The organism is Tamlana flava, assembly GCF_041287255.1.
Lineage (GTDB): Bacteria > Bacteroidota > Bacteroidia > Flavobacteriales > Flavobacteriaceae > Tamlana > Tamlana flava.
Window position 1 is genome coordinate 501,658 of the sequence record NZ_JBGGTX010000003.1, and the last position, 16,020, is coordinate 517,677.

At 36.5% G+C, this 16,020-nt stretch carries 10 protein-coding genes; 4 read left to right on the plus strand and 6 right to left on the minus strand.

The window, feature by feature from the left end; all coding sequences use genetic code 11:
- Positions 1–99 precede the first annotated feature (99 nt).
- Genes ACB104_RS11340 through ACB104_RS11350 form a run of 3 tightly spaced genes read right to left on the minus strand, consistent with a single transcriptional unit; the run spans position 100 to position 3,745 of the window.
- Positions 100–804 carry a queuosine precursor transporter gene (locus ACB104_RS11340; RefSeq protein WP_370478800.1) on the minus strand — a complete coding sequence of 235 codons (705 nt, stop codon included), beginning with the start codon at positions 802–804 and terminating at the stop codon, positions 100–102.
- Positions 805–829: 25 nt separating this feature from the next.
- Positions 830–1,564, minus strand: a complete 735-nt coding sequence (locus tag ACB104_RS11345) for a LytR/AlgR family response regulator transcription factor (protein WP_370478802.1) — start codon at positions 1,562–1,564, stop codon at positions 830–832.
- Positions 1,565–3,745 (minus strand): histidine kinase, encoded by a 2,181-nt coding sequence (locus tag ACB104_RS11350; protein WP_370478803.1) that lies wholly within the window; start codon positions 3,743–3,745, stop codon positions 1,565–1,567. It lies immediately after the preceding gene.
- A 247-nt stretch (positions 3,746–3,992) separates the two neighbouring features.
- Here ACB104_RS11350 and ACB104_RS11355 point away from each other — a divergent pair, with 247 nt between their 5' ends.
- The gene (locus ACB104_RS11355) at positions 3,993–5,150 is read left to right on the plus strand and encodes a VWA domain-containing protein (protein ID WP_370478805.1); all 1,158 of its coding nucleotides are present in this window, start codon (positions 3,993–3,995) and stop codon (positions 5,148–5,150) included.
- A gap of 67 nt (positions 5,151–5,217) precedes the next feature.
- Here the strand turns inward: ACB104_RS11355 and fsa are convergent, their stop codons facing one another.
- The 3 genes from fsa to ACB104_RS11370 form a co-directional block, all read right to left on the minus strand.
- The gene (gene fsa / locus ACB104_RS11360; RefSeq protein ID WP_370478807.1) at positions 5,218–5,874 is read right to left on the minus strand and encodes a fructose-6-phosphate aldolase; all 657 of its coding nucleotides are present in this window, start codon (positions 5,872–5,874) and stop codon (positions 5,218–5,220) included.
- A gap of 6 nt (positions 5,875–5,880) precedes the next feature.
- On the minus strand, positions 5,881–7,920 hold the full coding sequence (locus ACB104_RS11365) for a transketolase family protein (RefSeq protein WP_370478809.1): 2,040 nt from the start codon (positions 7,918–7,920) through the stop codon (positions 5,881–5,883).
- Between the two features lie 499 nt (positions 7,921–8,419).
- A complete protein-coding gene (locus ACB104_RS11370; RefSeq protein ID WP_370478810.1) occupies positions 8,420–11,368 on the minus strand; it encodes a TonB-dependent receptor in 2,949 nt (982 codons plus the stop codon).
- Between the two features lie 223 nt (positions 11,369–11,591).
- On the opposite strand from ACB104_RS11370, the gene aspS reads away from it, so the two are divergent.
- From aspS to ACB104_RS11385, 3 genes are all read left to right on the plus strand, one after another.
- On the plus strand, positions 11,592–13,346 hold the full coding sequence (aspS, locus tag ACB104_RS11375) for an aspartate--tRNA ligase (protein ID WP_370478812.1): 1,755 nt from the start codon (positions 11,592–11,594) through the stop codon (positions 13,344–13,346).
- 45 nt (positions 13,347–13,391) lie between these two features.
- The gene (locus ACB104_RS11380) at positions 13,392–14,105 is read left to right on the plus strand and encodes a DUF6503 family protein (protein WP_370478813.1); all 714 of its coding nucleotides are present in this window, start codon (positions 13,392–13,394) and stop codon (positions 14,103–14,105) included.
- 146 nt (positions 14,106–14,251) lie between these two features.
- Positions 14,252–16,018: an APC family permease gene (locus tag ACB104_RS11385; RefSeq protein WP_370478815.1), complete on the plus strand. Its 1,767-nt coding sequence runs from the start codon at positions 14,252–14,254 to the stop codon at positions 16,016–16,018.
- The last annotated feature ends 2 nt before the right edge of the window (positions 16,019–16,020 follow it).

Genomic DNA, 16,020 nt, shown 5'->3' on the forward strand with positions numbered 1-16,020 from the left:
TTTGCAGAAATATACGTTATAAAAGGATTTCGAGACGAAGTAACTAAAAAGTTTAATAAAAATTTAACCAATGCGGATATTTATTTCTGATTGAAGATTTTAAAGCAAATCAATCTCTTCGTTATCCTTTAAATTAAATCGTTTCTTGAATAAATATACACCCAAATACATAAAAGGTGTATCACAAAGGGCAACAAAAACCTTAAATAAAAACCCACTGATTAAAAGTCCCGTAAAAAGATTCCACGGCAAAACCTTAAAAAGGCACAGAAGTAGCACAACAGATAAAGTATCAACAAACTGGGACAACCAAGTAGAAAAATTATTACGTAGCCAAAGATGTTTGCCCTTGGTAACCCGTTTCCAGAAATGGTAAATTTGAATATCTACAAACTGGGCGCACAAATAAGCTGTCATGCTTGCTCCAACAGCCAAAATAGTTCTGCCAAAAACGTTTGAAAAAAGGGCATCATCTATGGGTGAATCTGGAACTGCCGGAACGATATCGGCTACAAAAACTATTAAAACCGAAAAAAGGGATGCAAAAATACCCGTAACAACAACTTGATTGGCCCGTTTTTTACCATAAATTTCACTGATTAAATCTGTGATTAAAAACGTAATTGGGTAGGGCAAAATACCAACTGAAACAACAAAAAGCTTACTTCCAAAAACCTCAACATCAAATGGATGCCAATAAAAAAACTTCTGGAAAATCAAATTTGAAACCACCAAGGACGTTATAAATAAAGCTCCTAAGAGCATGTAAATACGTTGGGCAGCAAGTTTGTCTTTTATGGACATATTAAAATTGAGGTTGACTATTTAGTCACTTAAAATACGATAATAAATCTGATTTTTTTGAGGCAGAAACCATAATTTCCTTGCCATTGCTCAGTACAACGCTTCCACCCTTTCCTTTTATGTACTTTACCACTTCGTTAACATTCACCAAATAGGATTTGTGTACCCGAGCAAAACTAACATCGCTTAGAACTTCCTCAAAATATTTGAGCGTTTTGCTGACCAACTTTTTCTTGTTGTTATTAAGGTAAATTTCTGTGTAATTATCATCGGCCTTGCAGTATAAAATATCTGCTGTGTTTAAAACTTCAAAACCATCAAGTTGGGGAATAGTGATTTTGCCATTTACGGCATTGGTTTTAGGCACTAGTACTTGGTCTTGAAGCGCTTTTTCTTTAATCTTGATTTCGGTTACATAATCCACTGCTTTGATGAGCTCATCTATTGAAATGGGTTTCATCAAATAATAGGAGGCATGGGCATTAAGGGCATCTATGGCATAATGGTTATAGGCCGTTACAAAAATGGTTTCGAAATCAACATCACCAACTTTATCCAACAAGTCAAATGCGTTCCCATAGGGCATTTCCACATCCAGAAAAACTAAATCCAAATCGTTATTCCGTATTAAAACCAAGGCTTCCTCAACATCGGCCGCCTCACCCAAAACTACAACATTAGGACAGTATTCTTTAAGATAGTTTTTTAGAATATCTCTACTTGTTTCTTCGTCCTCTACTATTATGGAAGTTAGCTTCATTTAATCCTTTTTAAGCGTTACAATGACTTGAGTACCCGTGTCTTCTTCATCTTGAAAATCGTCAATAAACACATCTACTTTATCTTTATACATATCGTTGAGAATGGATACGCGCTTTTTAATATTGCCCATCCCTTTGGAATTTTGCTTTTGCTGATTTTCTGTTTTTAAAGCTTTTGATTTTTCCCGGCCGATACCATCATCTGAAATCTTGATTTTAATTTCATTAAGTTCAATTTGCACAATGGATATTTCTAGATGGCCTTTGGATTTTTTGTAGCGCAACCCGTGCCAAACGGCATTTTCTATATATGGTTGCAACAGCATGGGCGGAATGACAAAATCCTGCAAATTGATGTTTTCATCAACTTCAATCGAATAGTCAAATTTATCCTTAAACCTAAAATGCTCCAACTTGGTGTACAGCTTTAATAGCTCGATTTCTTTTCCCAACGGAATAAAATCTTCCTCGCTGTTCTCCAAAACAGCTCGCATCAATAATGAAAAATCGGTTAAATATTTGTTTGCCGTTCGTTCGTCATTTGAAGCAATAAAACTATTTACCGAGTTTAAGGCATTAAAAATAAAATGCGGATTCATTTGGCTACGCAAACTTTTTAAAGCCAACAAATTGTTTGCCAAACGCTGTTCCTTGATATATTTAAACATTAAAAAAGCAGCGATTAGCAACAATAAAACACCTCCAATTAAGGAGTAAATAATAAGTTTTTGACGTTTTGACTGCTCTATGGAAAGCTCATATTTACTTTCGGAAAGTTCGCGTTCGCCCTCCAAACTTGAAATTCTGTTCTGCTTACTTACTATGTCCTTGCTAAATCTGGCGGCTTGCGACAATTCTTGTTCCTTCAACACAACCAGTTCATCCACTAAATCAACATAATTTTGATAGGCTATTAATGCCTTATCGAATTGTCCGGCATCACGATATACTTCAGACAATTTCCTAGTCGCATCCTTTTGAACAATCAAATCCTTTTTAACATCGGCTTCCTCAATACTTTTTTCAAGATATGAAATGGCATTGCCAAAATCGTTTTGCGAGGCATAGGCATTCCCTATTTTGTAGTTTTGTTGTTGAGGCGTTAAGGCACTTTCATTGCTTAATTCAGATTCACTTTCTATCTCATTAATAGCGTTTAACGCTTCTTTTCTCAGCTCAATTTCATCTGAAAAATCATTTATTTCTCCCTTAAAATCCGCCACTTTTAGCTTTTCCTCAACAGCCCTTTTTTTGCTTTCGGTATTTGCCAGTTTCATCGATTTATTGAAAAAGGATTCCGCTTTATCTAATTCACCTTTAGCTTTATAGGCTTGTGCAATCTTGGAATTGAAATCGGTAATTTTGGGTGTGATTAAATGTTTTTGGGCCACGGCTAAACCAGCTTCATAGGCATCAATGGCCTGTTGGTAGGTTTTGGTTAAAAGGTGTACATCCCCCAATCCCTCATACAATTCTGTAAGTTGCCAATTGGACAAATTATTTTTATTGATACCGTTGAAAACTTCAAGACTTTCTTGATAGTTCTTATTGAGTTTGTAAGCATTGGCCAATTTGAGGCTGACCACATTTGCATTTCTATTTTGAAGACTTATCCGGAAGTTAGAAACGGCCAAATCATACTGCTTCCAGTACATATATATGTCACCCAAAACCTCATAGGCTTCTCCATTTTCTTTGGTAGACGAACTTTCCACCAAAGCATCAGCAATAAACTGAATACTTTTTTTGGCATCTTTTTTTAAATAGGCTTCCGCGGAATCAATCAACGCATTGAAGCTTTCTGTTTTTGAATATCTAGATGTTTTTTTGAATTTTGAGTATTGTTCTTCTTCCCGATTGGGCTGCACTTCAACCCGAATACGCTCATCACTTTTTATGATATAAACCACCGTTTCAAAATCTTTGTGCTTGATGGTCAGTTCGTCCCCAACCCTTGCTTGTATTCTAAAATCACCCAGAAAATCGGTGGTTGTGTATGCTCCTCCATTCACTTCAATATTTACATTGGGTATGGGTTTTCTCGTATCACTTTCAACCACAGAACCACGAACCGTAAAACTCGGGGCTTCATTGGAGCGCATTAACCCATTCTGTCCAAACAACGAAACACTGTAAAACGACAGGCATAAAACACATAAATATTTAACAAATCGCTGCATGAGGCTCTTTATAATAGCTAAACATACGCACTTTACTTGATTTATTAAAATCAAGATTTTACTACTCGATGTGTTTTTGGTTCATAAAAATAGGCTTAACACATTTATTGGGCTTATTGGCTCATCGAAATTGTTGTTTCACTCATTACGCTTTTTTTAAGAACTAAGTTGATTTTAGTTTTATGATGTCAATACTTAAATAGTAACAACACACAAAGTTTACATCAATTTAAAAAACGTGAAAATCATGAAAACACAAATTAAAACCCTATTGTTGTGCACCGCCTTAATTGGATTTATGTCCTGCAATGCCAATAACAAAACACAAGACATTACCCAAAATGAAATAGCAACCCTGCATCCAGAACCCAGCAAACAGTGCATTAAGGTTGCCCTTTTATTAGATACAAGCAACAGCATGGATGGTTTAATAGACCAAGCCAAGGCACAGCTTTGGGACATTGTAAACGAACTGTCCTACGCCAAATGTGGAAACCAAAAACCAAATTTACAAATAGCTTTATATGAATACGGAAATGATAATTTGAGTAGTCGTGAAGGTTACATCAGACAAGTTTTAGCATTTAGCGATGATTTGGATGACATCTCTAAAGAGTTATTTTCACTGACAACCAATGGGGGTGAGGAATACTGCGGACAGGTTATTCAAACATCATTAAACCAATTGGACTGGGGCAAAAATCCTGATGATTTAAAACTTATTTTCATTGCAGGAAACGAACCTTTCACCCAAGGAAAAACAAACTATAAAGATGCCTCTACAAACGCAAATGAAAAAGATGTCACCATCAATACCATTTTTTGTGGTGACTACAACCAAGGTGTTTCAACATATTGGAGGGACGGAGCACGATTGACAAATGGCGACTATATGGCCATAAACCAAAATCGTGCGACTGTTCATATCGCATCACCTTATGACGATGAAATCTTGATTTTAAACAAAAAATTAAATAAAACCTATGTGGCCTATGGTCAAAAAGGAAGGGAGAAAATGGAAATGCAAGCAGAACAAGATATGAACGCTGGTACTTACAGTAAAGCCAATGCCGTAAAGAGAACGGTGAGCAAAAGTTCACACCTTTATAAAAACACAACTTGGGATTTAGTTGATGCCGTAGCACTGGAAGAAGTGGTTATTGAAGACATCAAGGAAGAAGCACTTCCATCAGAATTAAAGGGCAAAACAAAAGAGGAAATTAAAAATTACGTTGCCGAAAAAAGTAAAGAACGCGAAGCTATTCAAAAGCAAATAAATGAATTAAACGCCAAGCGCAAAGAGTATGTTTTAAAACAACAAAAAGAAAACAATAATGGACTTGAAAATGCCATGATTAAAGCCATAAAGGAACAGGCCAAGAATAAAAAATACAGTTTTCAGTAATAGCTAATAACAAAAAAAGCTTCTCAATTTCTGAGAAGCTTTTTTTTTGCTTTTATACCAAAAGGTTTTATTTATTCCCTTTTTTGTAGTCTTCCAAAAACTTAGCTAAACCAATATCCGTTAAAGGATGTTTCAACAATCCTGTAATTGATGATAATGGCCCAGTCATAACATCACTACCAATTTTTGCACAATCTATAACGTGCATAGTGTGACGGATAGAAGCCGCTAAAATCTGTGTTTGGTAACCATAGTTGTCATAAATCTGTCTGATTTCTGCAATAAGGTTTAGACCATCTGTACAGATATCATCCAATCTTCCCAAAAATGGAGAAACATAAGTTGCACCCGCTTTGGCCGCCAATAAAGCTTGACCAGGAGAGAATACCAAAGTTACATTGGTTCTAATACCTTTATCTGTAAAATATTTACATGCTTTAATACCGTCTGCAATCAATGGCAATTTAACCACAATTTGTGGGTGAAGGGCAGCCAATTCTGTACCTTCCTTTACCATACCCTCAAAATCTGTTGCAATTACCTCAGCGCTAACGTCTCCATCTACAATTTCGCAAATTTTCTTGTAGTGTGCCAAAATGTTTTCAGCACCAGTGATCCCTTCTTTCGCCATTAATGATGGGTTGGTTGTAACACCATCTAATACGCCTAAAGCCTGTGCTTCTGCAATCTCGTTTAGGTTGGCCGTGTCAATAAAAAATTTCATAATATCTTAGTTTTGTTGTGTTTTTAAATATGCTAATACTTCTTTGCTTACTTTTTCACCCGTAAATCCGAATTTCTCGTCCAATACGCTTGCAGGAGCCGAATAACCAAAATGGTCTAAGCCAAATACTTTTCCATTATCGCCAACCAAACCTTCTAAGTTTACTGGCAATCCAGCGGTTAAACCAAATAATGGCTTATTTTTAGGAATAACGCCGTCTTGATAATTTTTAGGTTGAAGTCTGAACAAACCTTCAGAAATTACTGAAGCGATACTAACTTTCAATCCGTTTTCAGCTTCCAAAATTTCAGCAGCTGCTACCAAAGTTGAAACTTCAGATCCGTTTGCAATAAGAACCACATCCGGGTTTTTAACTTCCTTAACTAAATAGCCTCCTTTTTCAGCAGCCAATGCTTCGTTATATCTAGAACCTTTTGCAGGAATATCTTTAATGTTCTGTCTGGAAAGAATTAAACCGGAAGGTGTATTACTGTTTTCTAAAGCCATTTTCCAAGCAACACTAGTTTCGGCCGAATCTGCTGGACGTAATGCCAAGAAACTCTGTTTGCCACTGTGGTTTTTTAATTTCTCCAACAAACGAATTTGGGCTTCTTGCTCAATAGGTTGATGTGTTGGCCCGTCTTCCCCAACGCGGAAAGCATCGTGCGTCCATACAAATTTAACAGGCAATTCTTGAATGGCACTTAAACGAATGGCTGGTTTCATATAATCTGAAAACACAAAGAACGTAGCCACCACAGGAATAACACCACCATGTAAAGCCAACCCGTTTGCTATAGCTGCCATAGTTAACTCGGCAACACCAGCTTGCAAGAATGAACCACTAAAATCACCCTTTTGAAGTGAATGGGTTTTCTTCAAGAATCCATCTGTTTTATCACTATTGGATAAATCTGCAGAAGAAACAATCATGTTTTCTACGTTTTCAGCCAAATAGGCCAAAACCCCAGAAGATGCGGCTCTAGATGCCAAACCTGCCTTATGCTCGATAGAACCAAAATCTAAATTTGGTAATTTTCCTGAAAGGAAGAAATCTAATTTATCTGAAAGTGCTTTATTCGCAGATCTCCAAGCTGCTATTTCAGCCTTTTTCTCAGCTGCTTTTGCTTCCTTTTTCTTTAATAAGTCTGTGTAAAATGCTTGAACATCATCAAAAATATCAAAAGGACTCTCGGGATTTGCGCCTAAGTTTTCCAATGTTTTTGCGTAATCAGCACCAGTATGTCCAATTGGCTGTCCGTGCAATTCGCAATGCCCTTCAAACATACTACCATCAGCAGCAACCGCGCCTTTACCCATTATAGTTTTACCAATAATCAAAGTTGGTTTTTCAGTTTCATTGTTGGCATCGGTCAATGCTTTTCTAATTTCATCGTGATTATGCCCATCAATGGTCACTACGTTCCATCCCCATGCTTTGTATTTCATGGCGGTATCTTCCGTAGTTACTTCATCTGTAGAAGTTGATAATTGAATATCGTTAGAATCGAAGAACATAATAAAATTACTCAAACCTAAATGCCCAGCAATTCTACCTGCACCTTGTGAAATTTCCTCTTGAACACCCCCATCAGAAATGAAACCATAAATTTTATGGTTCATCCAATCTCCAAACCTAGCTTGTAAAAATTTAGCAGCAATGGCTGCACCAATACCCATGGTGTGGCCTTGTCCCAATGGCCCTGAAGTATTTTCAACACCGCGTTTTACATCAACTTCTGGATGGCCTGGCGTAATAGAACCCCATTGCCTAAAGTTTGCAACGTCATCTTTTTTGTAATTCCCCAACAAGTAATACTGCGCATACATTAAGGTTGATAAATGGCCCGCATCCATAAAAAAGCGGTCTCTAAATGGCCACTCCATATCTGATGGATCATAATTAAAGAACTCAGAATATAAAATATGCATAAAATCTGCACCGCCCATCGGGCCTCCAGGATGCCCCGAATTTGCTTTCTCTACCATGGCCACAGCTAATGCTCTGATATTATCTGCTGCTTGTTGATCTACTTTTTTGTTCATTTTTTTAGTTACGATTAGTCTATTTTAACTTATATACTTCCCAGCTTTAAAATAGCTGAAAATTGAAAGGTTAGCAAAACTAAAACATTTTGTTCAAACCCTTTTCCAAATTACAAATTATATGATCGTTAAACCGTAGTAACTTGTAATCGGCCGCAAATATACGATATTTTTTTATAAGTGTAAAAAAAACACTTGTTATTTATGTTGCATTTAATATCAATTGCGAAATTCTTAAAAATTAAGCTTTTACAGTATTATTTTGAAATGAATTTGCCTATCTATTGAAAAAGTTATGGTTACTTCATACTCGGATATTGCATTTGATAGATGCTTTGAAACGAAATCTAATTTTTTGCAAGTGAAACTTGCCCTTTATATGCCATTATTTATGACATCATATTCCAAACAAAAATAGGTTGCAATGGCATAAAATATTACCGTTGCAACCTATTGGTTTATTTTAATAACTGATTATTAATCAGTCATTTTTTTTCTCTTACTTTAATTTAAAACTCAATCTGGCGAACAAGAAACGGCCATTGTTACCAAATTGAGATACGCGTCTTGAGTATACAAATTGGTTGCTTGATGTTAAACTAGCGGGCAATTCATCTGGGTAGATATCAAATAAATTGTTTGCCCCTAGAGTAAATTTCAAAGCATCACTAAAGCTATAACCAACTGTTAAGTCAGTAACAACTACAGATCCAATTTCGGGATGACCTCCACCGGTTAAATTACCAGTATCTTCAACACTTCCAAAAAAGGCATTTCTTAAAAAGAAAGTCCAGTTATCTAATTCCAAATTATTCGTTAAGTTAGCTTTTACTCTTGGCACAGCCAACTCTAAATACACTCTAGAGCTCTCATCAAAATAAGTATTTAATAAACCAGCATTTGACAAAATTTCACTGCCCTTTGTAGGCCCTACTTTAGTTGTTTTAGCAAATGTTCCAGCTAAATTATTTGTTAGTTTTCCTTTACCCAGACTAGCTTTGTGTGTTATCACCACATCTACTCCTTTAGTTTCAGTGTCTATGGCATTTGCAAAAAAGGCAGCTGCGCCGATATCAAGGTTATCAAAAACATCACTTAAGGCACTACCATCATTAGGGTTTGAGAAATTTCCGGTATAAGTAATTCTGTCATCTATACCAATAAAGAATCCATCTACTGTGAAGGTTAAGTTAGCACTAGGTATTTTTGATGTAAATCCTACACTAGCATTAAAGGAAGTCTCTTCTTTTAATTTAGGAATACCAAACAATTTAGCCGCTCTGGAATTATTTGTGAATGTTCCAACTTCTTGCGATATCCCCTGATCATTGAATAAGGTATTCGATTTACTATAAAATTGCTGATGTAAAGAAGGAGCTCTAAAGCCTGTGCTTATTGCACCTCTTAAATTTGTGTTTTCACCCAATTTGTACCGCAAGGCCAATTTGCCATTCAATGTGCTTCCAAAATCGCTAAAATCCTCAAATCTACCAGCAATACTTAATAGAAATTCTTCGGTTACATCAGCCTCAAGATCTAAGTATAATGCCATGCTATTTCTTTTAGCATCCACTGCATTTTCAGGGGTAAACCCTTTAAAAACTTGTGCTCCTTCTGCAGCCTGATCCCCATAAAAATCAGTAACTTTTAAAGATGGGTCATTAATGATTGCCACTCCATTTGCAACATCTCCATTAATATCATATCTTTCATAAGATGATTCTTCTCCTGCCTCAATAAAGAAATTTTCAACCCTGTATTCTGCACCAAACGCCACATTCAGCCCAGACATTATATCTTCGTAAAATTTGGAAGCATCTAAATTCACGGTACTTTGTTGAAATCCATTTAAACCTGCATCAAATTCTGTTGGTGAGGCTGCTTGCAAGTAGAAGTTAGTTGTATTAGTTATAATATAAGCAAAGGTGTTTTGACCCCAAGTGTGTGACAAATCGACATGCCAATCATTAATTTTTCCACTAATTCCAAAACCCAAAGATTTATCGATAATATCCGATTCAATATTTGGTAGAAATCCATTAACATAAGCCAAAGTATTTCCTCTTCCCGAGCCTGTTCCGGGCGCTCTGTAAAACCCAGAAGCATCACCGTGCCTATAAGATAATCCTCCAAAGGCATAAATCTTTGCGTCATTTTCTTCATCACCGAAAGGAATTTCAAGATTCCCCATAAACTGCCCTTGGTCTAATCCAGATTGTCCAACGCTCATATTATAATCACTCCTAGTTTGGCCTCTTTCTAAAAGTTCTTGATCAGTGAAATCGCCAACACCTTTTAGAATACCATCAGATTGTGTTCCTGTAGCAATATTATATCCAGATAATTCTTCAATACTATTCGCTCCAGCAATTTGAGCTTGCAGAGCCGCATCAAAATATGGTACCTGGGCAGCATAAGTTTTTATGGCATCCAAATCATTTCGCAATTCGGACAAATTAAAACCATCGGAGTAAGCCTGCCATTCAATAGCATTATATTCACTGAAAATTCTACCGCTGTATGGCCTTGCTCTTGAAGTTCGTTCACGTGAAGTCAAAGAGCCTGTTAGATTTACAAAACCTCCGCTATTCCCTAAGGGAATACCATAATTTAAATCAATTTGGTATTTTTCTCCATCCACTCCACCATCATGGTCATTTGCATTTTGAGAGAAATTGGCACCAGAAGTCACAACGGCCGTTAGTTCATTTACATTATCTTTAAGAACAATATTTATAACACCAGCAATAGCATCAGAACCATATTGTGCAGCAGCACCATCTCTTAACACCTCAATTCTTTTTATGGAGGCTGCAGGGATGGCGTTTAAATCTGTACCAACGGAACCACGGCCAGGGGTTCCATTTACATTAACTAGGGATGATGTATGCCTTCTTTTGCCATTAACTAAAACTAATACCTGATCGGGTCCTAAACCTCTTAGTTGTGCTGGATCGATATGATCTGTTCCATCAGCTACCGTTTGAGTGTTTGATGCAAACGAGGGAGCCACGTAGTTCAAAATTTGTGTAACTGATACTTGAGGTCCTGCAGTAGTAAGTTCTGCCATATCAATTACATCGACCGGCACGGGTGTGTCAACGGCCGTTCTACTTGGATTTCTAGATCCAACAAGTACAACAGTTTCTAGGGCAACCCCAGACTGTAAGGTAACATTCAATGTGCTTCCCGATACGGTAATGGACTGTGTATCAAATCCAACGTACGAGAAAATCAAAACATCACCATTGTTTGCTTCAATAGAATAATTACCATCAAAATCAGTAGTAGTTCCTTGGGTTGTCCCTTTAAGCACAACGGTAACACCTGGTAAGGGCTCCGAATTGTCATCTTTTACTGTTCCGGATACCTCTTGCGCCAAAACAAAATTTGATGTTCCAAAAAACATCAAAAGCATAATAACCTTTACTGTTAAATGTTTAATCATAATACAAATATTTAGAGTTAGTATTACAATATATGCATATAAATTAGCATTTTATCTAAAATCATCGATTTTTTAACTATAAAACTGCAAATCTCGTAGTTTTAAACACTAAGATTTTTAAAGAATCCTCAAAAGAAGTTACACACAAAACACCAGTAAAAAAAGACAGTAAAAAATTTAATCTCAATTGTAAATCCTTAAATTTGCACATCAAAATTTTATTATGTACCGAAGTCATAATTGCGGCGAATTAAGAGCGTCACATATAAAAACAAAAGTTACTTTAGCAGGTTGGGTTCAAAAATCAAGAGATAAAGGTTTTATTGTTTGGGTAGATTTACGCGACCGTTACGGTATTACACAATTAGTTTTTGATGAAGAGCGTACTTGTAAAAGTTTAATTGAACAAGCCCAAAACTTAGGCCGCGAATATGTTATTCAAGTAACAGGAATGGTTATCGAGCGTGCTTCCAAAAATCCAAATATCCCAACAGGAGATATTGAAATATTAGTTTCAGAATTGAATATTTTGAACGAAGCTAAATTGCCACCATTCACCATTGAGGACAAAACAGACGGTGGTGAAGATATCCGAATGAAATATCGTTATTTGGATATTCGCCGCAACCCTGTAAAAAATAGTTTAATTTTTAGGCATAAGGTAACCCAAGAGGTTAGAAATTATCTTTCAAAAGAAGGGTTTATTGAAGTTGAAACGCCTTATTTAATTAAATCCACTCCTGAAGGTGCGCGTGATTTTGTGGTGCCATCCAGAATGAACGAAGGTCAATTTTATGCCCTTCCGCAATCGCCACAAACCTTTAAACAGCTTTTGATGGTTGGTGGCATGGACAAATATTTCCAAATTGTTAAGTGTTTTAGGGACGAAGATTTACGTGCCGACAGACAACCGGAATTCACACAGATAGACTGCGAAATGTCCTTTATCGAACAAGAAGATATTTTAAATGCCTTTGAAGGTTTAACGCGCCATTTGTTGAAAGAAATCAATGGTTTTGACATTGAGAAATTCCCAAGAATGCTTTATGACGATGCCATGAGATTATACGGAAACGATAAGCCCGACATTCGTTTTGGCATGCAGTTTGGCGAACTAAATGAAGTGGCACAACATAAGGATTTTGCCGTTTTTAATTCAGCTGAATTGGTAGTTGGTATTGCCGTTCCTGGCGGCAATGCATATACCAGAAAAGATATAGATAAATTAATTGATTGGGTTAAACGTCCTCAAATTGGGGCATTGGGCATGGTTTATTGTCGCTGCAATGAAGATGGTTCATATAAATCGTCCGTTGATAAGTTTTATGATGAAGCCGATTTGGCCAAATGGGCAGATATAACAGGGGCAAAAGCTGGTGATTTAATCTGCATTCTTTCAGGTGACACCAATAAAGTACGTACGCAACTTAGTTCCTTAAGGATGGAACTGGCAGAGCGTTTAGGCTTACGCAAGTCTGACGAATTCGCTCCATTATGGGTTATGGATTTCCCGCTTTTGGAATGGGATGAGGAAACTGAGCGCTATCACGCCATGCACCACCCATTCACCTCGCCTAAACCAGGGCAATTGGAATTATTAAAAACCGCCCCAAGTGCTGTAAAGGCCAATGCATACGATTTGGTATTGAACGGAAACGAAATTGGCGGTGGTTCCATAAGAATCCACGATAAGGAAACACAATCTTTAATGTTCGATTATTTAGGGTTCACACCCGAAGAAGCTAAAGCTCAATTTGGGTTTTTAATGGACGCTTTTCAATATGGCGCACCACCCCACGGAGGATTGGCTTTTGGGTTAGACCGATTGGTAGCTATTTTAGGTGGACAAGAAACCATTCGTGATTTTATTGCATTCCCAAAAAACAATGCAGGTCGTGATGTAATGATTGATGCACCAGCACCAATAGATGATGAACAATTGGAGGAGTTAAGTTTAAAACTCAACTTAAAACCATAGAGCTTTAAGTCCCGCATTGGCGGGATTTTTTAGTACTTTTAGTTAATGAAAAAAAATCTTCTTTTAATATTTATTCTGTATGCCCCTCTATTATTTAGTCAAGAGCTTACAGGAACTCAATTATTAAAAAAAGCTATACAATATCACGACCCCATTGGGAAATGGAAAACTTTTAACGGAGAGTTGTTCATTACCATGGAAATTCCTGAAAAACAGAACAGAGATAGCCACATCATTATAAACTTACCCAAACAATACTTTTCAATTAAATCAACTGTTGAAGATAAAGTTACTCGGTACATCATTGAAAAGGATAGTGTCTCAATCATTTTTAATGAGGAGAGCAAGCTTTCAAATAAAACTTTGGAAGAAAATCGTTTAAGCAAATCTCGTGCAAAACTCCTTCAAAACTATTATACCTACCTATATGGCTTGCCCATGAAATTAAATGACCCTGGCACGATTATTCAAGAAAAGATTGAAAGCAAATCGTTTAGAGGGAAAAACTATTGGGTATTGAAAGCTTCATATAAAAAAGAAATTGGCAATGATACTTGGTATTTTTATTTCAATAAGGATAATTACGCCATGGAAGTGTACCAGTTTTTTCACGATGAATCCAAAAATGATGGTGAATATATTTTGCTATCTGATGAAGAATTGGTTAATAGTATAAAAATGCCAAAAATAAGGGCATGGTATAAAAATAGCGACGATACTTATTTGGGTACCGATATTCTAAAATCATCAAAACAATAAATGAGTTTTAAAAGTCCATTGCGGAAGTTTTTAATTTGGAAGTACAAACACCTTTCCGAACTACAATTTATTTACGTTCTCAGCATCTTGGTGGATTTTATTATCAGATCAAACTAAAATCTAACCTACTTAAAAACTGTAATGACTTGGAAACTAAAATTCATAAAAAACTAAATGAACTAGAATCCACGGCTATTTGCGGTAACGATATTAGCTCATCCGTTCTTTACGTATCTGCATTGGCCATAGCATACGCAGGTCAATACGCCTGGATAACACTACTCATTGTTTCTGGGGTGTTGTTTTTATTTAGAAGAATTTATGGTGAAGTAGTTGGTGCATTACCACTTAATGGAGGGGCTTATAATGCATTGCTCAACACGACAAGCAAATTCATGGCGTCATTTGCGGCAACGCTTACTATTTTATCTTACATGGCAACAGCTGTTATTTCTGCAAACGAAGCCATCCATTATCTTCACCACCTTTTTCCAATCATGCCAATTATTATAGCAACTATTTGTCTTTTAAGCGTTTTTGCTATATTGACCATTGCTGGAATAACCGAGTCTGCAAGAGTAGCCATTGGCATATTTTTATTTCATTTAACGTCTCTATTGATTTTAACTGGTTTTATAATTTTCACTTTGCTAAATAATGGTGTTGACATTTTTTTCAGCAATTGGAATTTACCCACCAAAGAAGGCGGAATCATGATTGCAATATTTTTAGGGTTTTCGGCATCTATGCTTGGTGTTTCCGGTTTTGAGAGTTCGGCAAACTTTGTTGAAGAACAACAACGAGGTGTATTCCCCAAAACATTGAGAAACATGTGGGCCATCGTAAGTGTTATAAACCCATTAATGGCTGTGTTTGCCTTGGCTTTGTTTGCTCTTCCTGTTTTACAAAGTGATGCCTACCAAAACACCCTTTTGATTGAAATGGCATCATATGTTGGTGGAAATTGGGTTGCCATCCTCATATCAATTGATGCATTTTTGGTACTTAGCGGTGCTGTATTAACGAGCTTTGTTGGTGTTTCTGGACTTTTAGAACGCATGACATTAGATAGAATTATGCCACAATTCTTTTTGATAAAGAATAAAAGAGGAAGTTCTTACCGCATCATAATCATGTTTTTTATTCTATCGGTTTCGGCACTGCTCATAACCCAAGGAGAAGTGACCCTATTAGCAGGGGTTTATACCATTTCTTTCCTATCGGTTATGGCGCTTTTTGGCATAGGCAATATTTTACTTAAAGTAAAACGAGGCACTTTGCCACGGCCTGAACGAGCCCGATGGATATCTGTTTTTATTGCAATTACAGGGGTTATAATTGCCTTATTGGGCAACATTACCATGGAACCCAAAGATGGGCAACCCAGTAACTTAACGGTATTTTTGGATTACTTTATTCCGTTCTTGCTCTTTATTATTTTTATGCTAAACCGTACCGCTGTTCTAAAACTTTTATTGCGGTTTATTCATTATATATTTGACCCTCTCCGAAAACTTGTTTTAAACTTCGATAGAAAAGTCATTTCACTAATTAATGAAATTAACGACCAAGAATTTGTTTACTTTACTAAAGGAGACAACATTGCGGCTTTAAATAAGGTTATGCTTTACGTAAAAAAGAATGAGCATACCAAAAAAATAAAGATTGTCCATATTCTTGAGAAAGGGAAAGAAGTGCCAAAAAACCTAGAAACCGAGGTGGATTTTTTAGATCGGGAATACCCCGAAATTAAATTGGAGCTCATAATTCAGGAAGGTGAGTTTAATCCTGAACTGATAAGAACCCTGTCGGAAAAATGGAGAATCCCAATTAACTTTATGTTTATCGGTTCGCCCGGAGACAAATTCAGCTATAAAGTTGAGGAGCTAGGCGGCGTAAGGCTTGTTATTTAAAT